The 22,219-nt window shown below is 68.8% G+C and carries 24 protein-coding genes; 7 read left to right on the forward strand and 17 right to left on the reverse strand.

The window, feature by feature from the left end:
* Positions 1-123 precede the first annotated feature (123 nt).
* Positions 124-1,176, forward strand: coding sequence for an NAD(P)H-dependent flavin oxidoreductase (locus AMK34_RS20640; protein ID WP_073846466.1), 1,053 nt, complete (start codon positions 124-126; stop codon positions 1,174-1,176).
* Here the strand turns inward: AMK34_RS20640 and AMK34_RS20645 are convergent.
* From AMK34_RS20645 to AMK34_RS20655, 3 genes are all read right to left on the reverse strand, one after another.
* Complete coding sequence (locus AMK34_RS20645) at positions 1,151-2,626, reverse strand: amino acid permease (protein WP_073846467.1); 1,476 nt, start codon at positions 2,624-2,626, stop codon at positions 1,151-1,153. The genes AMK34_RS20640 and AMK34_RS20645 overlap by 26 nt on opposite strands.
* A 79-nt stretch (positions 2,627-2,705) precedes the next feature.
* Positions 2,706-3,749 carry an alpha/beta hydrolase gene (locus tag AMK34_RS20650; protein ID WP_073846468.1) on the reverse strand — a complete coding sequence of 348 codons (1,044 nt, stop codon included), beginning with the start codon at positions 3,747-3,749 and terminating at the stop codon, positions 2,706-2,708.
* 183 nt (positions 3,750-3,932) lie between these two features.
* Positions 3,933-4,898 (reverse strand): zinc-binding dehydrogenase, encoded by a 966-nt coding sequence (locus tag AMK34_RS20655; RefSeq protein WP_037342758.1) that lies wholly within the window; start codon positions 4,896-4,898, stop codon positions 3,933-3,935.
* Between the two features lie 59 nt (positions 4,899-4,957).
* Here AMK34_RS20655 and AMK34_RS20660 point away from each other — a divergent pair, with 59 nt between their 5' ends.
* From AMK34_RS20660 to AMK34_RS20670, 3 genes are read left to right on the forward strand one after another with little or no spacing between them, the layout of a single operon-like run.
* Positions 4,958-5,161, forward strand: a complete 204-nt coding sequence (locus AMK34_RS20660; protein WP_038517165.1) for a CDP-alcohol phosphatidyltransferase family protein — start codon at positions 4,958-4,960, stop codon at positions 5,159-5,161.
* 11 nt (positions 5,162-5,172) lie between these two features.
* Entirely contained in the window at positions 5,173-5,643 is a 471-nt protein-coding gene (locus AMK34_RS20665; RefSeq protein WP_038517162.1) for a ribonuclease domain-containing protein, read from the forward strand.
* On the forward strand, positions 5,640-5,996 hold the full coding sequence (locus tag AMK34_RS20670; protein ID WP_038517158.1) for a barstar family protein: 357 nt from the start codon (positions 5,640-5,642) through the stop codon (positions 5,994-5,996). The genes AMK34_RS20665 and AMK34_RS20670 overlap by 4 nt, the downstream gene beginning before the upstream one ends.
* 8 nt (positions 5,997-6,004) lie before the next feature.
* Here the strand turns inward: AMK34_RS20670 and AMK34_RS20675 are convergent, their stop codons facing one another.
* The 10 genes from AMK34_RS20675 to AMK34_RS20715 all read right to left on the reverse strand — a co-directional run bounded on the left by AMK34_RS20675 (position 6,005) and on the right by AMK34_RS20715 (position 13,972).
* A complete protein-coding gene (locus AMK34_RS20675) occupies positions 6,005-6,778 on the reverse strand; it encodes an enoyl-CoA hydratase family protein (RefSeq protein ID WP_016332418.1) in 774 nt (257 codons plus the stop codon).
* A gap of 78 nt (positions 6,779-6,856) precedes the next feature.
* Positions 6,857-7,480, reverse strand: a complete 624-nt coding sequence (locus AMK34_RS20680) for a hypothetical protein (protein WP_038517155.1) — start codon at positions 7,478-7,480, stop codon at positions 6,857-6,859.
* A 179-nt stretch (positions 7,481-7,659) separates the two neighbouring features.
* Positions 7,660-8,397: a sirohydrochlorin chelatase gene (locus AMK34_RS20685; RefSeq protein ID WP_073846469.1), complete on the reverse strand. Its 738-nt coding sequence runs from the start codon at positions 8,395-8,397 to the stop codon at positions 7,660-7,662.
* The gene (locus AMK34_RS20690; RefSeq protein WP_038517152.1) at positions 8,394-9,656 is read right to left on the reverse strand and encodes a sulfate adenylyltransferase subunit 1; all 1,263 of its coding nucleotides are present in this window, start codon (positions 9,654-9,656) and stop codon (positions 8,394-8,396) included. The genes AMK34_RS20685 and AMK34_RS20690 overlap by 4 nt, the downstream gene beginning before the upstream one ends.
* The gene (cysD, locus tag AMK34_RS20695) at positions 9,656-10,576 is read right to left on the reverse strand and encodes a sulfate adenylyltransferase subunit CysD (protein WP_037342770.1); all 921 of its coding nucleotides are present in this window, start codon (positions 10,574-10,576) and stop codon (positions 9,656-9,658) included. The genes AMK34_RS20690 and cysD overlap by 1 nt, the downstream gene beginning before the upstream one ends.
* A gap of 11 nt (positions 10,577-10,587) precedes the next feature.
* Entirely contained in the window at positions 10,588-11,283 is a 696-nt protein-coding gene (locus AMK34_RS20700) for a phosphoadenylyl-sulfate reductase (RefSeq protein WP_073846470.1), read from the reverse strand.
* Positions 11,280-11,432, reverse strand: a complete 153-nt coding sequence (locus AMK34_RS43490) for a hypothetical protein (protein ID WP_034316341.1) — start codon at positions 11,430-11,432, stop codon at positions 11,280-11,282. The genes AMK34_RS20700 and AMK34_RS43490 overlap by 4 nt, the downstream gene beginning before the upstream one ends.
* Positions 11,429-13,123 carry a nitrite/sulfite reductase gene (locus AMK34_RS20710; RefSeq protein ID WP_073846471.1) on the reverse strand — a complete coding sequence of 565 codons (1,695 nt, stop codon included), beginning with the start codon at positions 13,121-13,123 and terminating at the stop codon, positions 11,429-11,431. Before AMK34_RS20710 ends, AMK34_RS43490 begins: the two co-directional genes overlap by 4 nt.
* Before the next feature lie 36 nt (positions 13,124-13,159).
* Complete coding sequence (locus AMK34_RS43960) at positions 13,160-13,246, reverse strand: putative leader peptide (protein ID WP_350573702.1); 87 nt, start codon at positions 13,244-13,246, stop codon at positions 13,160-13,162.
* A gap of 153 nt (positions 13,247-13,399) precedes the next feature.
* Positions 13,400-13,972 (reverse strand): TetR/AcrR family transcriptional regulator, encoded by a 573-nt coding sequence (locus tag AMK34_RS20715; RefSeq protein ID WP_038517139.1) that lies wholly within the window; start codon positions 13,970-13,972, stop codon positions 13,400-13,402.
* 81 nt (positions 13,973-14,053) lie between these two features.
* Here AMK34_RS20715 and AMK34_RS20720 point away from each other — a divergent pair, with 81 nt between their 5' ends.
* The 3 genes from AMK34_RS20720 (at position 14,054) to hemW (ending at position 16,188) form a co-directional block, all read left to right on the forward strand.
* The gene (locus tag AMK34_RS20720) at positions 14,054-14,467 is read left to right on the forward strand and encodes a VOC family protein (protein ID WP_073846472.1); all 414 of its coding nucleotides are present in this window, start codon (positions 14,054-14,056) and stop codon (positions 14,465-14,467) included.
* Positions 14,468-14,552: 85 nt separating this feature from the next.
* A complete protein-coding gene (locus tag AMK34_RS20725) occupies positions 14,553-14,909 on the forward strand; it encodes a hypothetical protein (protein ID WP_073846473.1) in 357 nt (118 codons plus the stop codon).
* A 64-nt stretch (positions 14,910-14,973) separates the two neighbouring features.
* Positions 14,974-16,188: a radical SAM family heme chaperone HemW gene (gene hemW, locus AMK34_RS20730; RefSeq protein WP_073846474.1), complete on the forward strand. Its 1,215-nt coding sequence runs from the start codon at positions 14,974-14,976 to the stop codon at positions 16,186-16,188.
* Here the strand turns inward: hemW and AMK34_RS20735 are convergent.
* The 4 genes from AMK34_RS20735 to AMK34_RS43865 are packed head-to-tail and all read right to left on the reverse strand — an operon-like array spanning position 16,181 to position 22,202.
* On the reverse strand, positions 16,181-16,873 hold the full coding sequence (locus AMK34_RS20735; RefSeq protein ID WP_073846475.1) for a hypothetical protein: 693 nt from the start codon (positions 16,871-16,873) through the stop codon (positions 16,181-16,183). The genes hemW and AMK34_RS20735 overlap by 8 nt on opposite strands.
* The gene (locus AMK34_RS20740; protein WP_073846476.1) at positions 16,870-18,672 is read right to left on the reverse strand and encodes a carbamoyltransferase family protein; all 1,803 of its coding nucleotides are present in this window, start codon (positions 18,670-18,672) and stop codon (positions 16,870-16,872) included. The genes AMK34_RS20735 and AMK34_RS20740 overlap by 4 nt, the downstream gene beginning before the upstream one ends.
* 21 nt (positions 18,673-18,693) lie before the next feature.
* The gene (locus tag AMK34_RS20745; protein ID WP_073846477.1) at positions 18,694-19,971 is read right to left on the reverse strand and encodes a hypothetical protein; all 1,278 of its coding nucleotides are present in this window, start codon (positions 19,969-19,971) and stop codon (positions 18,694-18,696) included.
* The gene (locus AMK34_RS43865; RefSeq protein ID WP_073846478.1) at positions 19,968-22,202 is read right to left on the reverse strand and encodes a glycosyltransferase; all 2,235 of its coding nucleotides are present in this window, start codon (positions 22,200-22,202) and stop codon (positions 19,968-19,970) included. The genes AMK34_RS20745 and AMK34_RS43865 overlap by 4 nt, the downstream gene beginning before the upstream one ends.
* Positions 22,203-22,219 lie beyond the last annotated feature (17 nt).

Below are 22,219 nucleotides of genomic sequence, written 5' to 3' on the forward strand. Positions count from 1 at the left end.
CGCGCGTCACGGCCGTCCGATCGTCGCATCTTCGCCGTTAAAGGTCTAGACCACCATGAGCGAACCTTGGAGTGACTCGAACGTCACAATGCGTGTCACCGAGAGGGGACTATCGTCGGAAACGTGTTCGAAGACCTGCGTTTCCCCCTGATCGCGGCCCCGATGGCGGGCGGGCCGACCACTCCCGAGCTCGTGGCCGCGGTGACCGCGGCGGGTGGATTCGGCTTCCTGGCCGGGGGCTATCTGAGCGCCGACGCCCTCTCGGACCGGATCGCCAAGACGGCCGAGCTGACCGCTGAACCGTTCGGCGTGAACCTCTTCGTATCGGGTGGCTTCGCCGCCGACGTGGAACTCGGTGCGCACATCGAGCGCTGGCGCGCGGAGGCCGAGCGCCTCGGCGTCGAGCCCGGCGAGCCGCGCTGGGACGACGACGCCTATGCCGCGAAGCTCGAGGTCGTCTTGGCGCGGAAGGTGCCGGTCGTTTCCTTCACCTTCGGCACGCCTTCGGCCGAGGACGTCGAACGCTTGCACGCCAACGGGAGCAAGGTGGCCGTCACGGTCACCAGCCCGGCGGAGGCCGATCGGGCCGTGGCCGTCGGCGCGGACGCGCTCGTGGTCCAGGGATTCGAGGCCGGAGCGCATCGAGGGCTTTTCACCGACGAGCCCGGAGCCGAAGGCGGGGGTGCGCAGTATGGGGTCCTGAGCCTGCTCAGGCTGGTCTCGGCGCGGACGGATCTGCCGCTCGTCGCGACCGGCGGGCTCGTGCACGGCGCCGACATCGCGGCGGTGCTGGCGGCGGGGGCCGTCGCGGCACAGCTGGGCACCGCGTTCCTGCGGGCGGACGAGGCCGGGACCCAGCCCGCGCATCGGCAGGCGCTGGCAGACGGAGGCAGGCCGACGGCGTTCACCCGGGCGTTCAGCGGACGTCCCGCCCGGTCACTGGTCAATCGCGCGGTCGCGGATTTCTCGGCCACCGCGCCGTCGGCGTATCCGGAGGTCAACAACCTGACCAAGCCGATCCGGGCGGCGGCGGGCAAGGCGGGCGACCCCGAGATCATGTCCCTCTACGCGGGGCAGACCTACGAACTCGCGGGCTCCGGCCCGGCGGCGTCGATCGTCGAGCGCCTCCAGACCGAAGCCCGCGAAGCCGCTACGCGGTTGGGTCGTCTCCGCTGACCTGCTTCGCGTCGCCGTTGTTCGCGTTCATCACCGAGTGACGGCGGCTATAGGCGAAGTAGATGATCAGGCCGATGCCGAACCAGACCGCGAACCGCAGCCAGGTCTCCGGGTTCAGGAACGTGATCAGCCAGATCGAGAAGACGACACCGATGATCGGCACGATCGGCATGCCCGGCGTCTTGAACGTACGAGGCAGGTCCGGCTGCTTGTAGCGCAGCACGATCACCGCGATGCAGACGACGACGAACGCGAGCAGGATGCCGATGTTCGTCAGTTCCGCGGCCTCACCGATGGGCAGCAGTCCGGCGATGACCGCCGACGCGATACCGAGCACCCAGGTCATCCGGCTCGGCACCTTGCGCACCGGGTGGGTCTTGCCGAACCACTTGGGTAGCAGGCCGTCGCGGCTCATCGAGTAGCCGACGCGGCTCGCGCCCATGAGGAAGGTGAACAGCACCGTGGTGATACCGATGATCGCGCCCACGGCGATGATCAGGCCGAGCCACTTCATCCCGAGGCCCGCGAAGGCGCTGGAGAAGGCGGCCTCGCTGTCGATGTCCTTGTAGTTGACCATGCCGGTCAGGACCAGGCAGGCCAGCACGTAGAGCACCATCGAGATGGCGAGCGAGTAGATGATCGCCTTCGGCATGTGCTTCTGGGAGTCGGTCGATTCCTCGGCCGCGGTGGACATGGCGTCGTATCCGAAGACCGCGAAGAACACCGTCGCCGCTCCGGTGAACGCGCCGCTGAGGCCGAACGGGAAGAAGTTCGAGTAGTTGTCGGTGTTGATGTGGAAGACACCGACGACGATCACCAGCAGGACCAGGCCGACCTTCAGGTAGACCAGCAGCGTTTCGAACCGGGCCGCGTTCTTCATGCCCTGGTTGAGGATGAAGGCGATCAGCAGGCACAGCAGCACGGCGAACAGGTTGATCTTGTAGGAGCCCGGTTCTACACCGGCTTTTTCGGTGCCCGGAGCACCCAGCATCCAGGTCGGGAGTTCGATGTTCAGGTATCCGAGTAGCTCATTGAAATAGCCGGAGATGCCGATCGCGACCACCGCCACGATCGCGGTGTACTCCAGCAGGAGGTCCCAGCCGATGAACCAGCCGACGATCTCGCCCAGCACGGTGTAGCCGTAGGTGTAGGCCGACCCGGCGCGGGGGATCAGGCCGGCGAACTCGGCGTAGGAGAACGCGGCGGCGGCGCTGGCGATACCCGCGATGAGGAACGAGATGAGCACGGCCGGGCCCGCCGTCTTGTTCGCGACCGCGCCGGCCAGCGAGAAGATCCCCGCGCCGATGATGCCGCCGACGCCGATCGCGGTCAGCTGCCGCAGGCCCAGCGTGCGTTGGAGCCCTCCGCCTCCACTGAGTTCTTGGATCTGATCGATCGGTTTGCGGCGGAATATCCCGGATCCCGAGCCCAGACTGCGCGGTGCGGACATCGTCGTCTCCCAACAGGTTGTGCCCTTCGGACTGGGTCACAGTCCGAAGGGCACCGTAGCGGGAGTCGGGACTTCGCACCTATCCGGCGACGGTGTCCTCGCTCACTTCGGCGGCCACGCGAGCGGCGATCTTCGACGGCCTGGAGGCGCCGGTGGAGAAGTAGGTGAGCAGCTCCGAGATCTCGACGGGGTCGTCCAGCTGCGGGCAATGGCCCCAGTCCTCGCGCACCATCAGCCTGCTGTGCGGGACCAGCGCGTGCAGCTGCCGTCCGGAGGCGGCGCTGACCAGCTTGTCCTTGCCGCAGACGACCACCAGGAGCGGGACACGGACCTCTTCGAGGCGGTACGCGTTCGCCAGCTCTTCGACGAGCTGCCTCGCCTGCTCGAGCCTGGTGGTGGTGGAGCGGTAGTCCGGGAAAAGCGAGGTGAACCGGCGTACCTGGTCGGCGTCGGCGGCGGCCGAGTCGGCGTACAGGAGCCGGGGGACGACCTGCTCGGCGACGGCGCGCACGAGGAAGCCGGGGATCGGCAGCGGCAGGGCCGAGTACATCCGCAGCGGCAGCGGGTACCGGGCCACGGTGCGGATGAGCCAGCTGTCCACGAAACCGGGCGCGGCGATCGACACCACGCCGGCGACCGGCAGCCGGTGGTTCTCCGCGGCACGCAGGCTCATCGTGCCGCCGAGCGAGTTGCCGGCGAGGACCACCGTGCCGAGTACGGCCTGCTCCTTGACCACGGCCGCGGTGAACGCGTCCAGCTGCGGCAGCATCGGGCCCGGCCGCAGTGGCTGAGCGTCACCGAATCCGGGCAGATCGACCGCGACCGCCGGAACACCGGCGGCCGCGAGCAGCTCCAGAACCGGGCGCCAGGTGTCGGCGCTGTCGCAGTAGCCGTGCAGCAGCACCAGCCTCGGCGCGGTCGGCTTGACCTGCCCGCGCGCCGTGGCCCGTTTGCCGAGCATCCGCCGAGGGCTGCGGTCGGTGGATTCCACCGGCTGCGGCCCGACTTCGAGCACTCTGGTGCGGACACCGGCGTAGCGCCGGAACGAGACGCGGATCGGGTCGGTGTCGGTGGTGGTCCGGCCCCCCGGGTCCGCCGGTTCGGGCCGCTGCGATGCGGTCATGGTTCCAGGCTAACCGCGAGAGGTCGGATTTTGGTCGAACTTTGGTCGTAAGAAGCTCGCCAAGTCATAACGTTCTTGACACTTGACAAGACCGCGAAATGGCTGTTTGACCTGCGTGGAACGCGCGGACGTGCGCTTGTGTGCGCGCTTGATCACGACGAGGGGGCGAACCCACCCCTCCGATCAATGCGTGAAGACCACCTTGCCGGAGGTTTCCCCGTCGAGCATGTTCTTAAACCCGGTTTCGGCTTCCGCGAACGGCAGTTCGGCGCCGATCTGCGGACGGACCCCGGTGAGCTCCAGGTAGGCGAGGAGATCGTTCAGTTCGTCCCTGGTCCCCATGGTCGAACCCGCGATGCGTAGTTGCAGAAAGAACACGCGCTGCAACTCCGCGTGAGCGTCCGGGCCGCTGGTCGAACCCGAGACGACGATGATGCCGCCCGGCTTCAGCGACTTCACCGAATGGGACCAGGTCGCCTTGCCGACGGTTTCGAAGACCGCGTCGACCCGCTCCGGCAGCCGCGCGCCGGACTCAAAGGTCTGATGTGCGCCCAGATTCTCGGCGAGCGCACGCTTCTCTTCGCTACGCCCGGTGACCCAGACCCGGAATCCGGCCGCACGCCCGAGCTGGATCAGCGCGGTCGAGACGCCGCCGGAGGCGCCCTGGACGAGCATCGTCTGTCCAGGCCGCAGCCCGGACTTCACGAACAGCATCCGGTACGCGGTCAGCCATGCCGTGCCCATCGTCGCGGCTTCCGCGAAGCTCAGGCCCGACGGCTTCGGAACGACATTGCGTGCCGGGACCACGACCTGCTCGGCGAAGGTGCCCTGGTGCTTCTCGGTGAGCAGGGTGCGCTTCGGGTCGAGGGTGTCGTCGCCCTGCCAGCCCGGGGCGTTGATCACCGAATGGACGACGACCTCGGTGCCGTCGTCGAGGGTGCCCGCGCCGTCGCAGCCCAGGATCATCGGGAACTGCTCGGGTTTGATGCCGACGCCGCGTAACGTCCACAGGTCGTGCATGTTGAGGCTGGCGGCCTTGACGTTGACCCGCACCCAGCCTTCGGGGACCTCGGGTTCGGGCCGCTCGCCGATCACCAGCGAGTCCAGCGGCTTTTCGGCGTTGGGTTCGGAAGCGTAAACGGCGAACATGGCAGCAACTTACATGGCCTGACGGGTGACGGCACTGGATGCGAGCGTAGGCTCACACTGTGTTCAACGGGCTTGCGGACTGGTGGGACGGCGTCGAACTGTGGCTCGCGCAGGCCCCGTTCCCCGTGCAGTTCGTGCTGGTCATGGCGGTCGTGGTGCCGCTGTGCCTGGTCGCGGCCTGGGTGCTCGACACGGTCTTCGGAAAGGTCGCCCGGCGCTTCGGCACCGCCCGCGATGCGAACGACTCCGACCGGCCGTCCTAAGCTGGCACACCATGTTCAACCGTAGGCGGATCACCGCCGCCCTGATCGGCCTGATCGTGCTGGTGCTCGCAGGCTGGTTCGTCAAGGACGGCATCAGCGGTGACGACACGAAGAGCGCTCCGGCGAGTTCGTCCGCTTCGGCCGCGCCGTCGGGCGACGCCGCGGCGAAGGGCAAGGTCGCGGGTGAGGATTCCGGTCTCCCGGTCAAGCCGCTGACGAAGCTTCCTTCGCAGGCGTCCGACACCTGGAAGCTCATCCAAGCGGGCGGGCCGTACCCGTACCCGCGCAATGACGACGTCACTTTCCAGAACCGGGAGAAGGTCTTGCCCGCCAAGGGTTCCGGCTACTACCGGGAGTACACGGTGAAGACGCCGGGCAGCCAGGATCGCGGGGCGAGGCGGCTCGTGACCGGGAGCGGCAAGGAGCTGTACTACACCGAGGACCACTACAAGTCCTTCGTCGTAGTGGACCCCAGCCGATGAGCGCGGGCAAGGACGCGGCGGACAAGGCGTTCGCCCGCGGCGCGTATCCGCACCTGATCGACGGCGCGCGGACGGTCGACAAGGACTCGGCGCTCGACGCGATCGCGGAGGCGCTGTCGTTCCCGGACTACTTCGGGAAGAACCTCGACGCGCTCTACGACTGCCTCACCGACCTGTCCTGGCTCCCGCCCGGCGAGCACGTCCTGATCTGGGCCGGTTCCTCGGGGCTCCGGGAGCGTGATCCGAAGGCGTACCTGGCCGTCCGCAGCGTGCTTTCCGACGCGCAGCGGGCGCTGGGGCCGTCCGGCGATCGGACGGACTCCCGGCGCCTCACCGTCGTCCTGCCGGACTAGGACACGGCCTATGCCTCCGGCACCCAGTTCGGCTTGCGCTTCTGCGCGAAGGCCGTGATGCCCTCCTGGCCTTCTTCGCTCGCGAAGAACCCGGCGGACAGCTTGTTCATGGCTTCGAAGCCTTCGGCGGGTGTCGCCGGGCGCGGCTTGCTGAGCAGTTCCTTCGTCGCCGCGAGCGCCTTCGGGCCGCCGAGCGCGAGCGCCTTGACGTAGCGGGCGACCTCGTCGTCGAGTTCGTCGGCGGGGACGGCCGAGTTCAGCAGGCCGATCTCGACGGCGCGCTTCGCGTCGAAGGTGTCACCGGTCAGGAACAGCTCGTGCGCGGCGCGGGCGTTGAGCCGCGGCAGCACGGTGAGCGAGATGACGGCGGGGACGACGCCGATCCGCACCTCGGAGAAGGCAAAGGTCGCTTCGGGTACGGCGACGGCGATGTCGGTCGCGGCGACCATGCCGATCCCGCCGGCCCGTGCGGGGCCCGCGAGCCTCGCCACGACAGGCTTGGGACTGGTCCACAGCTGCTCGAGGATCTTCGGGAACTCGTTCACGCCCTGGGCGCCCGCACCGGCGCCGCGGGCCTCCTTGAGATCCATACCCGCGCAGAACACCGGACCGGTGTGGGTGAGCACGATGACCCGCACCGCGTCGTCCGCCTGTGCCTTGTCCAGCGATTCGCTCAGTTCACGCCGCAGCTGGGCGGAGAGCGCGTTGCGGTTGTGCGGGGAGTCCAAGGTGATCGTGGCGGTGCCGCCCACCACGTCGTAGTGCACCAGTTCGTCAGCCATGCCCCACCTTCGCACGGGCGAAGTCGGGCCGGGCAGTGGCCTGCGCCACCATCGTCACGACGGTGGCGCAGGCACGGGTCAGCCGATCGTCGTCGTGGTGAACGTCGGGCTCGGGTTCGGGAAACACGCCGTCGGGGCGGAGACGTCGAAACCGGCGCTGACCACGGCGGTGAACGTCAGACCCGGGTCGCTGTAGCTGGAACCGCCCAGTTTCGTCTCGATGGTGCCGGACGAGCCCGCGGTGAGATGCGCGGTCACGGTCGGCAGTTCGAACGTCGAGCCACCCGCGATCGGGCCGGGGAAGCTCAGCGTCGCGACGCTGCCGGACACGGTGATCTTCGGCGGGGTCGAGCCGATGCCGGAGCCGCCGGCGAGGTCGGCGCTCACCCAGGTCGAGTTCGCCGGGATCGGGATCTTCAGGGAGAAGTCCTTGATGTTCTTGACCTGGTAGCCGCTGACCTCGGCCGGGACGGTGTTGGGCGCCGGGTCGATGACGATGTCGAGCGCGGCACCGGGAGCGACCGTGGCCGGGGCGGTGACGTCCGCGTCCTGGTTCAGCTTGAGGTACTTGTTGCCGACGAGCGGCGGCTTCGCCTCGCAGTCGAAGACGACAGTGGTCGCCGCGGAAGCCGGCGCGGCCAGACCGGCGATCGGGACGAGTACGGCCGAAGCGCAGACGAGGGCACGGATGGCAGCCTTCATGTTCCACCTACCTGGGGGTTCGATGGGGAGAAAGGGAGCTGCGCAGCGATTAGAGAGTTACCGGCAAGTTAAGTAACTCGTCAAGAAATCTCCGTTCCCATACGCGGGGCGTCACGGAACTGGGAACGGAACCCACCGAAAATCGGCATCAAGTGTCCGAATGGGACACGGCATGCTACTCAGGCGGCGAGCCGGGCGGCGGCGGCGTCGTAGCGGTCCAGGACGAGGCCAGCGATCCGCGGATCCGGCCCCAGCGGTCCGGCGACGATCACCGACGGGTCGGCTTCGCGGGCCAGGCGCGCGATCCGGTCCGGCAGCAGTCCCGGCGCGAGGAACCAGCCCGCGACCGCGAGCCGTCGTGCGCCGTTGAGCCGCAACCGTGCGATGGCGGCAGGCACGTCCGGCTGCGCGGCACTGGCGAAGGCGGGTGTCGCGAGCAGTCCGCGCCGCAGGTGCCAGCGGGTGGTGATCCCGGCGACGGCGTCGTTCGCCGCCACGTTCGACGAGCCGACACCGGCCAGCAGGACACCGAGGCCAGGGTCGTCCAGATCGGCGCCCGCGTCGGTGAGTCTATCCAGCGCGACCGTCTCGATGAGCGGGTCGATGCCCAGCACCCCGGAAACCCGCACGTCGAGGCCCGGGCAGTCCGCGGTCGCCTCGGCGACGAGCGCGGGCAGATCGACCCGGGCGTGGTAGGCCACGCCGAGCAGGAGGGGCACCACGACGACCTCGCGGTGCCCCTCGGCGTACAGGCCGCGAAGGGCATCGGTGAGCAGCGGCTCCGAAAGATCCAAAAAGGACTCGCGGATGTCGAGGCCCGGTGCCAGCCCGCGGGAGACGTCGAGCAGGGCGCGGATGGTCGCGGCGGACCGCGGATCGCGGCTGCCGTGGGCGACGGCGAGAAGGGGTGGCGTCATGCGAACCTTTCGCCGACGAGTCCGGCGGCGAGGGTGTCGCCGTCCTTCGGGTCGATGACCAGGAACGCGCCCGTCCGCGGGCTGACGCCGTAGTCGTCCACGCCGATCTCTTCGGCCAGGCGCAACGTCACCCGGCCGATGTCGTTGAGCTCCAAGGTCGCCGGATCGTCCACACTGGACAACGTCTGCTCGTCGAAACGGGCGTGGAGTTCGCCGACCAGGGCCTGCACCGTCCGCGTTCCGTGCTTCACCAGCACCCGTGCGCCCGGTTTGAGCGCCTTGGCCGAGAGCCAGCACAGGGTCGCGGTGATCTCGTCGGTCACCGTCGGCTGCCGGTCGGCGGCGGCGATCAGGTCACCGCGCGAGATGTCGACGTCGTCGGCGAGCAACAGGGTCACCGAGGTGCCCGCGCCGGCTTCGGCGAGCGGCCCGTCGGCGGTGTCGATGGCCTCGACCCGGCTGCGGATCCCTTGCGGGAGCACGACGATCTCGTCACCCGGCCGCACGGTGCCCGCCGCGATCTGCCCGGCGTACCCGCGGTAGTCGGGATGGTCGGCCGTGCGCGGCCGGATCACGTACTGCACCGGGAAGCGGAACGCCGAATCGTGCGGATCCGGCGCCACCGGAACGGTTTCCAGATGCTCCAGCAGGGTCGGGCCGGAGTACCACGGTGTCTTGTCCGACTTCTCGGCCACGTTGTCGCCCACCAGCGCCGAAACCGGCACCGCGAGCACGGAACCCCGTTCGTAGCCCAGTGACGCGGCGTGCTCGGCGAACTCTTCGGCGATCACGGTGAACGTCGCTTCGTCGTAGCCGACGAGGTCGATCTTGTTCACCGCCAGCACCAGGTTCGGCACGCCCAGCAGCGCGAGCACCGCGGCGTGGCGGCGGGTCTGCTCGATGACGCCCTTGCGCGCGTCGACCAGCAGTACGGCCAGCTGCGCGGTGGACGCCCCGGTCACCGTGTTCCGCGTGTACTGCACGTGGCCCGGCGTGTCCGCGAGCACGAAACTGCGCTTCGGCGTCGCGAAGTACCGGTACGCCACGTCGATCGTGATGCCCTGCTCGCGTTCCGAGCGCAGGCCGTCCACGAGCAGCGAGAGGTCCGGAGTGGACAGTCCTTTGTCGACACTGGCGCGGGTGACCGCGTCCAGCTGGTCGGCGAGGACGGATTTGGTGTCGTACAGGAGCCGCCCGACCAGGGTCGACTTCCCGTCGTCCACACTGCCCGCGGTCGCGAGCCTGAGGAGGCTGGACATCAGAAGTACCCTTCCCGCTTGCGGTCTTCCATCGCCGCCTCCGACATCCGGTCGTCGGCACGGGTGGCGCCGCGTTCGGTGAGCCGGGAGGCCGAGACCTCGGCGATGACCTCGTCCACCGTGGCGGCGGTCGATTCGATGGCGCCCGTGCACGAACCGTCGCCGACGGTCCGGTAGCGCACGGTCAGTTCCCGGACGACCTCGTCCGGCCGCGGGCCGCCCCACGGACCTTCGGCCAGCCACATGCCGTCGCGCTGGTAGACCTCGCGCCGGTGCGCGTAGTAGATCGACGGCAGTTCGACCTTCTCCCGCGCGATGTAGTTCCAGACGTCCGCCTCGGTCCAGTTGGACAGCGGGAAGACGCGGACCTGCTCGCCAGGGCGGTGACGGCCGTTGTAGAGGTTCCACAGTTCCGGTCGCTGCCGACGTGGCTCCCACTGGCCGAAAGCGTTGCGCAGGCTGAAGATCCGCTCCTTGGCGCGGGCGCGTTCCTCGTCGCGGCGCCCGCCGCCGAAGACCGCGTCGAACTTGTTCTCGGCGATCGTGTCGAGCAGCGGCGTGGTCTGCAGCGGGTTGCGCATCCCGTCGGCGCGCTCTTCGAGCCTGCCGTCGTCGATCCAGTCCTGGACCTTCGCCACGACCAGCCGGAGCCCGTGCTGCTCGACCACGCGGTCGCGGAAGTCGATGACCTCGTCGAAGTTGTGCCCGGTGTCGACGTGCAGCAACGGGAACGGCACCGGGGCGGGCCAGAAGGCCTTGATCGCCAGGTGCAGCAGGAGTGTGGAGTCCTTGCCGCCGGAGAAGAGGATCACCGGCCGGTCGAACTCACCCGCCACCTCGCGGAAGATGTGGATGGCCTCGGATTCCAGCGCCGCCAGATTGTCCTGGGCGGCGTCAGCGGCCGGTTCGAGCGTGGTCATTTCGTCCCTTCTCACCCGTGCAGGCCGCATTCGGTCTTGCCCTGCCCGGCCCAGCGGCCGCTGCGCGGGTCCTGGCCCGGAGCGACCTTCGCGGTGCACGGCGCGCAGCCGATCGACAGATAACCGATGGACACCAACGGGTTCTCGAGGATCCCGTGTTCGCTGATGTAGCCGTTGAACTCGTCGTCGGACCACGGCGCGATCGGGTTGATCTTCACCAGCCCGTTGCGGTCGTCCCAGGTGACGATGGGGGTGTTCGCGCGGGTCGGCGCGTCGACGCGGCGGACGCCGGTCACCCACGCCGAGTACTTCGCGAGCGTGTTCCGCAGTGGCACGACCTTGCGGAGGTGGCAGCACTGGTTCGGGTCGCGTTCGTGCAGTTTCGGGCCGTACTCCGCGTCCTGTTCGGCGACGCTCTGTTCGGCTTCGGCGTTGACGATCCGCACGCCCGGGTACACCGCCTGCACCGCGTCGCGGGTGCCGATGGTCTCCGGGAAGTGGTAGCCGGTCTGCAGGAACAGCACGTCGACGTCGGGTTTGACCTGGGTGGCCAGATCGATCAGGACGGCGTCCTGCATGTTCGACGCGACGATGAAGTCGTCGCCGAAGGTCTCCGCGGTCCAGCGCAGGGCCTCGGTCGCGGTCGCCTCCGCGAGCTCCTTCGAGGCTCGTTCGGCGAGTGTCTTGTAGTCGGCAGTGGCGGTCATCCTTGCGACACCTCCGGAAAGGACAGTCCGAGGAACTTCACGGTGAAGACCCGGCGGCAGCCCGAGCACAGCCATGAGCCGCCTTCCTCCGGCCGGAGGTCTTCATCGCCACAGAAAGGGCAGTAGTACGGGGTCGCGCGTTCGGTCATTGCAAGACGCCTTCGTCGGCCCGCAGGACCCACTGGGCGAACCGCTCGCCGGGTTCGCGGCCGGCGATGTACGCCCGCACGACCCGCTCGACGTACGCGGTCAGGTCCGAGGCGGTCACCTTGTGGCCGCGCAGTTTCCGGCCGAACCCGGCGTCCAGGCCGAGCCCGCCGCCGAGGTGCACCTGGAAGCCCTCGACCTGCTTGCCGTCCTCGTCGGTGACGATCTGGCCCTTGAGCCCGATGTCGGCGGTCTGGACCCGGGCGCAGGAGTTGGGGCAGCCGTTGAGGTGCACGGTCACCGGGTTCTCGATCTCGGCCTGGATGTCGGCGAGACGTTTCTCCAGGTCGGTGACCAGTTCGATCGCGCGGGCCTTCGTTTCGACGATCGCGAGTTTGCAGAACTCCAGGCCGGTGCAGGCCATGATCCCGCGCCGCCACGGCGAAGGCTCGGTCTGCAGGCCGAGCTCGGCCAGTTCGGTTTTCAGCCCGTTCACCTCGGCCTTGGGGACGTCGAGGACCACGAGCTTCTGGTGCGGGGTGAGGCGGACGCGGTTCGACCCGGCCCGCTCGGCGGCCTTGGCGACCGCCAGCAGGGTGGCACCGGAGACGCGGCCCGCGACCGGCGCGGCGCCGACGTAGAACTTGCCGTCGATCTGCGGGTGCACGCCGACGTGGTCGATCTGGGTGGCGGGCACCTCGGGAGCCGGGCCGTCGGTCAGCTTGCGCTTGAGGTACTCGTCTTCCAGCACCTGACGGAACTTCGCGGCGCCCCAGTCCTTCACCAGGAACTTGATCCGCGCACGGGCGCGCAGCCGCCGGTAGCCGTAGTCGCGGAAGACGCTGATCACGCCTTCCCAGACGTCCGGGACCTCGTCGAGCGAGACCCACGCGCCGAGGCGCTGCCCGATCATCGGGTTGGTGGACAGGCCGCCGCCGACCCAGACGTCGAAGCCCGGGCCGTGTTCGGGGTGGTTCACGCCGACGAAGGCGACGTCGTTGATCTCGTGTGCGACGTCCTGCTGCCCGGAGACTGCGGTCTTGAATTTGCGCGGCAGGTTCGAGTAGCGCGGGTCGCCGATGTAGCGGCGTTTGATCTCGTCGATGGCGGGGGTGCCGTCGATGATCTCGTCGGCGGCGATACCGGCGACGGGGGAGCCCAGGATGACGCGCGGGCTGTCGCCGCACGCCTCCAACGTGGTCATCCCGGCGTTCTCGAGCTTCGACCAGATCGTGGGGACGTCCTCGATCTGGATCCAGTGGTACTGGATGTTCTGCCGGTCGGTGATGTCGGCGGTGTCGCGGGCGTGGGTCTGCGAGATCTCGGCGAGCACGGCCAGCTGCTCGGTGGTCAGCGCGCCGCCGTCGAGCCGCACCCGCAGCATGAAGTAGCGGTCGTCGAGCTCTTCGGGCTCCAGCGTCGCGGTACGGCCGCCGTCGATCCCCGGCTTGCGCTGGGTGTAGAGACCGAACCAGCGGAACCGGCCGCGGAGGTCACCCGGGTCGATCGAATCGAAACCGCCGCGGGCGTAGATGTTCTCGATCCGCGCCCGGACGTTGAGCGGGTTGTCGTCCTTCTTGGACCGCTCGTTGGGGTTCAACGGCTCGCGATACCCCAGTGCCCACTGTCCCTCGCCCCGTTTCTGTTTGACCCGGGGCGTACGGGCAGGGGTCTCGCGCGTGGGCGACGACATGGGAATCCTCCGGCTGATCGTGGTGGTGGCGGGGAGTCAGCGGTTCGTCGCACAGAGCGCGCTCGCCACACGACGGAGGTCCACGTGGCGGCGTGCCACGAGGCTGATTCCGGCGCGGGTCATTCATTCAGCGTGCCACGCGCCCACTATGTGGTCTAGGCCGGTCCGAATACTGGGAAAAGTGTCCGAAGGCGACTGTTTTCCCTGGTCAAGGGCATGCTTCGCGGGTCAATCCCGGGTTCGCGGCCCGGCATTGTGACGCAGAACGCGCGCGGCTCACGAGGGCAGTACGCGGTCCACGATGATCCGGATGACCTCCTCGTCGGTGACGTCCGCGAGCACCTCCGGAAGGGTGAGCCGTTCGACGGTGAGCCCGGTCAGTGCGAGGTACATCAGCAGTACTTCGGCCCGCCCGCCCGGCATTCCCGCCGCGACGTGCCAGTCGACGCTCATGTCGATGCCTTCACGGACGGTCTTGGTCAGTGCGGCCGAGAGATCCGGGCGCCGGGTGGCTTCGAGCCGGAGCTCGAGCAAGGCGAGGTAGGGCTCCCGATGGCCGGTCAGCCGTCCCATGAGCTCGCCGAGCAGGACCCCGACCCGGTCGTGGGACGGCGACTCGGCCTGCGGATTCGCCATCACCTCGGCCGGCGCCGACAGCCGCTCCTGCACCCGGACGCCGACCTCGCCGAGCAGCTGGTCCCGATTGCGGAAGTAGTTCGACGTCGTTCCCGGCGGCACGTCCGCCTCGACGTCCACGGCGCGGTAGGTGAGGCCGCGTGCACCCTCGCGGGCGAGGACGGTGATGGCGGCGTCAGTGAGCGCGGTCCGGCGCTCCGGGTTCTGTCGCATCGGGACATTCTCCTTGCCTCAGTCAAACCACTATGTCTATAGTACTACGCATCAAGTGGTTCGAACTGGGAGGAACACCGGATGCAACTCAACGGTTTCGGCGCCTGCGTGGTCGTCGAGGACATCGCCGAGACCACCGCCTGGTGGAAGCGGCACCTGCAACTGACGGTGACGATCGAGCTGGACTGGTTCTCCAGCCTCAACGCCGGAGTGCCGGGTTACGAGATGAGCTTCGTGAAGCGCGGTCACAAGGCCACGCCGGCGCCATGGCGGGCGCAGGAAGCCGCTGGATCGATGGTCGGGTTCATGGTCGAAGACGCCGCGGGCGAGTACGAGCGCCTGCGCGCGGAGGGGGTCAAGATCGTGACGGAACTCGTGGACGAGGAATTCGGCCAGCGGCACTTCTACGTCGAGGACCTGAACGGCTTCCTGATCGACATCATCGAGGCCATCCCGCCGTCCGCGGAGTGGCTGGCCGCTAACGGGCTGGCTTAATACCGCTTCGGGTGAGTGGGGCCGCGCGGGGCCGCCGTCGCCGCTAGCTTCGGTCTCCGATCCACAGAGGACGGAGGAGTTGCGCATGCGCCGATGGGTGGTCGCCGCGATGGTGCTGGCGTCCCTGCTGATCCCGGGCACCGCTTCCGGGGCTCAACAGGGCTGCAGGCTGGTCTCGCCCGAGGAAGGGGCAGTGCTGCACAAGGGCGACTCGTACCGGTTCGAGGCGGTCGGCTGTTCGCCGGGCGCCCGGGGACACCTGTCCCATACGGTGCTGGTCGAGGTCGCCATGAGCCGCGACGCCGTCACGGACGAGCACGGCGACTGGTCGGTCGACCACGTGGTCAACGACTACTCGCTGAACATGGAGACCCTCGTCTGGGTGCGGTTCGACGACGGCACCCGGTCGACCTCGGTCAAGGTGCGCATCGCCGACCGATGACGCGTTCCGTGAAGGCCTCTTTCCCCCGGGAAGGAGGCCTTCACGGCGTGGGGGACACTGGGGTGTGCCCGCGTTGCTGCCCGAAACCACCACGCCCGTCGAATCCGCGCTTCCCGAGAGCGCGCTGGAGGGGCTCGGCACGCGACCGTTCGGCGTCTACGTGCACGTCCCGTTCTGCGCGACCCGGTGCGGCTACTGCGACTTCAACACCTACACCGCCGGAGAGCTGGACAGCGATTCGTCGCCGCAGTCGTGGCTCGAAGGCCTCAAGCGCGAGTTCGACCTGGCCGCGCGTGTGCTGAAGGCGCCGCCCGCGGTCGACACCGTCTTCGTCGGCGGCGGCACTCCGTCTCTTCTCGGCGCAGACGGGCTCCGAAGCGTTCTCGACGCCGTTCGCGACACCTTCGGGCTCGCGCCGGACGCGGAGGTGACGACCGAGTCCAATCCGGAGTCCACCTCGCCCGAGTTCTTCGCGGGCATCCGTGACGCCGGATACAACCGGATCTCCCTCGGGATGCAGTCGGCCGCGCGGCATGTGCTGAAGATCCTCGACCGCGTGCACACCGCCGGCCGTCCGGTCACGGCAGCCGAGGAGGCGCGCGCCGCCGGATTCGACCACGTCAACCTCGACGTCATCTACGGCACGCCGGGGGAGCGGACCGAAGATCTCCAGGCTTCACTGGACGCGGTGCTGGCCGCCGGTGTCGACCACGTCTCGGCGTACGCGCTGATCGTCGAAGAAGGCACCGCGCTCGCCCGCCGCATCCGCCGCGGCGAACTGCCCGCGCCGGACGACGACGTGCTGGCCGCCGATTACGAGATGATCGACCGCGTCCTCGCCTCGGCGGGGTTGCGCTGGTACGAGGTGTCCAACTGGGCGACTTCGGAGGAAGCCCGCTGCCGGCACAACATCGGCTACTGGCGCGGCGGCGACTGGTGGGGTGCCGGGCCGGGCGCGCACAGCCACGTCGGCGGCGTCCGCTGGTGGAACGTCAAGCATCCCGCTCGCTACGCCGCGTCCCTCGCGGCCGGTGAATCACCGGCCGCGGGCCGTGAACTGCTCACCGACGAAGACCGGCATCTGGAACGAGTGATGCTGGAACTCCGGTTGTCCGAAGGGCTTCCGCTCGACGCGCTCGACGACGACGGCAGGGCCGAAGCCCGTGCCGCCGCCGCCGAGGGATTGCTGGAACAGTCCGCTTTGGACGGTCAGGGTCGTGCGGTGCTGACCGACCGCGGGCGGTTGCTGGCCGACGGTCTGGTGCGCCGGCTCACCTGAGCCCCAGCGCCCGGTCGACCCATCGGCCCACCGGCAGCGCCACCACGATCGCCGCCAGCGCCAGATGCACCAGCATGAACAGCACCGCGACCGGGACACTCGGCGGCCCGCCGAGGAACACGATCATATGCGAGGCCCATTTGAGCTCGGTCGGTTTCGTCCCGGCGGACCAGACGTCGTTGAGCGCCCAGAACGTCAGGTCGTTCGCACCCGAGATCACCACGAGGATCGACGCGACACCGGCCTTGAGCACGTTCGCCGTCCGGCCGCCGCCCAGCCGGTACGCCATCAGCCCGAACAGGACGATGAACGTCACGATGAACAGCTCGAACTGGTACACCGGCTGGAAGGCGTCCTCGTCGGTGGCGGCGTTCCTGGCGAACGCCTGGATCCGCATGATCAGCTCGGTGTCCAAATAGGACATGTAGACGAACACCGCGAGCACGATCAGCGCCGGACCCCCTTTGGTGCGGGGGAAGAGTGCCACCGTGACGACCGCGAAGACGAACGGGCACAGTTTGAACGCCCAGTCCGCGACGTTGTCCAGTGTCTGGTCCGGCGGCAGGATCACCATGATCAGCAGTGCGGTCACCACGGCCGGGACGGCGGCCACCAGCCACAGCCATTTGCGCCGCCGGTAGAGCGCGGGGATCCAGCCGTCGGTTTCGGGCAGGGTGGCGGTCACAGGTCGTCCTTCTCTGCCCAGAACGGCCCGAGGGCGAGGGCGTCGACGTCGGTCTTCAGGTAGCAGGCCACCGCGTCGGCCGGGCTGGCGACGATCGGTTCGTTGTTGTCGTTGAACGAGGTGTTGACCACCATCGGCACGCCGGTGAGCTTCTCGAACTCGCTGATCATCCGGTAGTACAACGGGTTGTCCGTTTCGGTCACCGTCTGCACGCGGGCCGTGCCGTCGACGTGCGTGATGGCCGGGACCTCGTCGCGTTTGTCCGGCAGGACGTCGAACACCAGCAGCATGACCGGCGACGGGTAGTCGCTGACGAACCAGTCGCCCGCGCGTTCCGCCAGGCACGACGGCGCGAACGGCCGGAAAGCCTCGCGGTGCTTGACCTTCTCGTTCATCCGCGTCTTCGAGTCGGGGTCGCGCGGGTCGGCCACCAGCGAACGGTTGCCGAGCGCGCGCGGCCCGCATTCCATCCGGCCCTGCACCCAGCCGATGATCTTGCCCTCGGAGATCTTCTTCGCCGTGTGCGCGGCGATGTCGTCGACCTTGGTGTAGCGGACCCCGGCGTCCTGCAGCGCGAGTTCCATCTCCGCCTCGGTGTAGTCCGGGCCGGTGTAGGTGTAGCCGTCGCGAGGACGGGGCTTGCCGTACTTGCCGACCGACACCTCCAGCGCCGAACCGAGCGCGCAGCCGTCGTCGGCCGCCGCGGGCTGGGCGAAGAAGTCCTCGAACGGGGTTTCCAGCAGGATCCGCCCGTTCATCACGCTGTTCAGCGCGACGCCGCCCGCGACGGACAGCCGCCGCGACCCGGTCTCCCGCTGCAGCCAGCGCGCGATGTGCAGCCCGGCCTCTTCCAGGGTGACCTGCAGCGCGTAGGCGATGTCGCAGTAGTGCTGCGGCACCGGGTTCTCCGCGGTGACCCGGGTCTTGGGCCGCGCCGGACCGAACAGGTCGGTGAACTTCTTCGCCATCACGTGCTTGCCGGTGCGGTGGTGCCCGAAGAAGCTCAGGTCGAGCTCGTACCCGCCGTCGTCGTCGAGGTGGATCAGCTGCTTGAACGCGTCGACGTAGGTGTCGTTGCCGAGCGGGGCCAGCCCCATGATCTTGCCTTCGTCACGGGTGGGGTAGAAGCCCAGATAGCCGGTGACGCCCGCGTACATCGCGCCGAGCGAATGCGGGAACTTGATCCGCCGGATGTCGATGATCCGGTTTCCCTTGCCGTGCCCCAGATAGGTTGCGGTGCCGTCGCTGCCGATACCGTCGAAGGTGAGCACGGCCGACTCTTCCCACGGCGAGATGAAGTACCCGCTGGCGGCGTGCGCCTTGTGGTGGTCGACCAGATGCGTCTTGAACTTCGTCGGGCCGGTCCAGCCCACGGCCTCCTTCACGTCGCGTTCGAGGGTGAAGGACCGCTTGATGTGCGCGAGCACCGCGCCGCCGACGTGGTAGTCGTCGACCCCTTTGCCGCCACCGGTTTTGAACGTCTCCACCATGCCCGCCGACGAACCGCCCTCGTCGCCGTTCCGGTTGCGGAACACCTCCAGCGTGGCCGGGAAGTACTTCGCGAACACCTTCGCCGCGTGGATGCCCTCACGCCAGCGCTGCCAGTAGTAGGCGACGTGGTCGACGTCGGCGAGGGTGATCCCGCCGCGCTCCAAGCAGAACTTGATCGCCTCCGCGGGGAAGTCCCCGTCGTGCTTCTTGCGGGTGAAGCGTTCCTCTTCGGCGAAAGCGATGATCTCGCCGTCGCGCACGAGCGCGGCCGCCGAGTCGTGGACCCTGCTGATTCCCAGTACGTACATGTTCCTTCTCCAGTGCGACGTTCAGAGTTCGGGGTGGTGGCGGCGCAGCAGCCGACGGAGGACGGTCGCCCGGACGCCGATGGCGAAGACGAGGGCGGCGAATCCGCCGACCGGTCCCATCGCCGGGACGAGCGCGGCGGCGGCCAATGGGGTGGCGACCAGCCCGGCGATCGAGGCCGACGCCGTGAGCGTGAGGACCTTGCTGTTGGTGTTTTCGATCAGGAAGCCCGCGTAGAGCCGGACGGCGAACAGCACCGTTTCGACCAGGACGAAGACGCCGAGGACCACGTACGCGCCGACGGTGTCTTCGGCGGTCAGCACCGCGCGGGCCGCCGGGATCGCGAGGGCGATCCCCACCAGGACGAGGAACGCGAGCGCGCCCCGTTCGACCAGTTTCAGCAGTTCGACCGCACGGGACCGGCCCGCCGCTGCCCCGCCACCGCGCAGCCGCGCCGAAATCGTCGGCTGGTGCACGCGAAGCTGATAGAACAGCAGCGAGCAGAACGCGCTGCTGGCCAGCAAGGCGACGTAGAACGGTCCACTGTCGACGGTCCGCCCGGCCAGCGCCAGCACGCCGAACACCGTCGACGTCGCGAGGACGTCCAGCACCTCGGTCAGCCCGAGCAGCACGGTGGTCCGGCCGAAGGCGGGCAGGAGCCGGTGCCCGTCGACCCTCTCCACCCGCAGCCATTTCTTCGGCAGCAGCGCCGCGGAGACGCCGAGGATGAGCAGGATCCCGCCGAGCAACAGGCCGAGATGCGTCAACGGCGACCAGCGGACGAACCACGTCCCCACCGTCACCGCACCGACCACCAGCGCGCCCGCGGTGAACGCCAGAGCGTCCAAAGTGGACTTTCCGGTGAACCGATGCAGGCCCGACACGGTCATCAGCAGGCCACCGGAGATCGACCAGCCCGCGGCCGTCAGGTACAGCGCGGCGTCCGAATCCGGCGCGACGATCAGCGCGACCGCCATCGCCGCCAGTACCACCAGCACCGGGACGACGGCGACGCGGACGGCCAGCGCCGCGACCGCGTCCCGCGTCATCCGCAGGCGCGGCAGGCATTTCAACGCCGACTTCTCCGCCGCCGACGGCACGAAGTTGAGCCACGTCATCAGCCCGAGCGCGGTGGCGAACCGGCCGTAGTCGTGCGCGCCCCACGCGGTGACCAGCACCAGGCCCATCGCCTGGATCGCCAGCCGGAACACGCCCCGCCCGGCGAGCAGGCGAAGGACCATCGACGGCTTCGGCGCCGCGATGGACGCGGTGCCGGCGCCGGTGAGCGAAGTGCCGGTCAAGGGAGCGGTACCGCCGCACCCTGCTCGTCGAGCAGGAACTTCAGCGTGCCGCGCAGTTCGTCCTCCGCCGCGAGCACGTCGGGCACGGTCGGCGCCGAAAGCACGGCGTACCCCATCTTGTAGCCGGCCTGCTCGTACGGTTTGACGTAGGAGTCCTCCTCCGCGAACAGTTCCAGGTTGTGCACCGCGGGCATGGCGCGGACCTCGTCGACGCCCTCGATGCGCACGATCCGGCCGCCGCGGTCGGAGGCGAGGATGTGGATGAGCGTCGGCCGCGGGTCGCGCGGGGAGAGCACGACCTCGCCGCCGGTCGCGGCGGCGATCCCCGCGGCGATCAGGTCGACGCCGGTGCTGTGCTCGATCGCCTCGGCCAGGCCGTTCCCGCCCATCCGTGCGCCCATCTCGATGAGGTAGAACTTCCCGTCCCGGCCCAGGACGGCGTCGAGGGTGAGCGGCCCGGTGCGGTAACCGAGTTCGGCGCACAACGCGGCCAGCATCACCGGCAGCGCGCGGTCGAGGGCCGGCGGCAGTCCGGCGGGCAGCAGATGCGACGCCGTCACGAAGAACGGCGGCGGTGTCAACGTGCGCCGGGTGACCGCGTGGAACACGATCCGGCCGTCGACCGCGAGTGCTTCGATCGTGTAGTGCGAGCCGTCGAGGTGTTCCTCGACGACCAGCTTGCCGGACGGTGAGAACGCGAGGGAGTCGGAGAACGCGGTGGTGAGGCCGCCGGGGCTCGCGCAGGAGACGACACCGCGGCTGCCGGAGGAGTCGACCGGTTTCACCAGCGTCGGGAACCGCAGTTGCTGCGCGGCGAGCGCGAGGTCCGGGCCGGGCTTCCCGCCGACGCTGCGATAGGTCGGCAGACGCAGCCGGTCGCAGAGTTCGCGGAAGACGGACTTGTCGACGGACGCGCCGACGGCGGCTTCGGGCAACGGGTCGGGCAGGTTCCAGTGCCGGGTGAGCCAGGCGAGCGCGGGCAGCCCGACGTCGCTGGCCGGGCAGAGCACCCCGGAGATGTCGTCCCGTCCCTCGAGCGCCGCCGCGATCTGTTCCGGCGCGCGGACGCTGACCTGGACGAACTCGTCGGCCAGCGCCACCGCGGGCGCGCTCGCGCGGACGTCCACGCAGATGGTGCGGAAACCGAGCTCCCGCGCCCGGTGATACGTGCTGACCGAACCGTCGGCGCCGCCCAGGATCACCAGGCTCCGTACCGCCGCCGTGTCTTCGGTGTTCTTCACTCCCGCTTGCCTTTCCCCAGGATGGATCTCGGCCATGGCCGAGGCGTAGAGCCGGTCGTCCTCGTCGACCGGGAAATTGGCTTCCCTGATGTAGAACTGCCGTGGCCGCGCCTGCCCCGCGCCGACCACGACCAGGTAGCGGACGGACAATGCGAGCACGGTCAGCAGCACGGAGAACATGACGAACGTCAGCGTCGACGCGGCGGTGAGCCCGAGCAGCCCGGTGGCGGCCGCGATCCCGGCGAGCACCGAGAGCCCGGCGGTCAGCACCGCCGTGGTCGAGGCCATCGTCGTCAGCCGCCGGGTGAAGCCGACGAACAACTCGATGGCGTGCGAGGAAAGGAAGCCGAAGCCCACTTTGGACTCACCGCGTTCGCGGGCCCGGTGTGCCACCTGGACGGTGGTGTAGCGGCTGGTCAGCCTCGGCACGGTGGCGAGGAAGTACGGGGTGCCCAGCCGGAGATCGACGATCTTGCGTGCGAGCTCCGTGCGCACCAGGCGGAACGCCGTCGCGCCGGGCGGGATTTCGATGCGCAGGACGCGGCGGCCGACGAAATGGAATGCGGCGGTTCCCCACCGTCTTAGTAAGGGATCTTGCCTATTGGTGCGTACGCCGAAAACAGCGTCGTTGCCCGCCTCGGCGGCCATGATCAATTTCTCCACCTCGGAAGCCGGGAACTGTTGATCGGCGTCCATGTGCAGGAGCCACGGTTTCCCGGCGTACCGATAACCGGCGGAAAAGGCCGCTTCGAACCCGAAGTTCCGGGTGAAGGACAGGTAGCGCACCCGGGGGTCGGTGTGCGCGAGCGCCCGGATGACGTCCAGGGTCCCGTCCGTGCTCCCATCGTCCACATAGAGCAGTTCGAGGGGGAGATTTCCCAACTCGGCGACGATCTCCCGGTAGGAGGGCTCGACGTTGTCGACTTCGTTGAAGCACGGGACGACTACGGTGAGTCCACTTTCCACCGGTCCGGGGGTCGACCGGTTCATCTGTCGAATCCCTGCGG

The organism is Amycolatopsis sp. CB00013, from assembly GCF_001905755.1.
Taxonomy (GTDB): Bacteria; Actinomycetota; Actinomycetes; order Mycobacteriales; family Pseudonocardiaceae; genus Amycolatopsis; species Amycolatopsis japonica.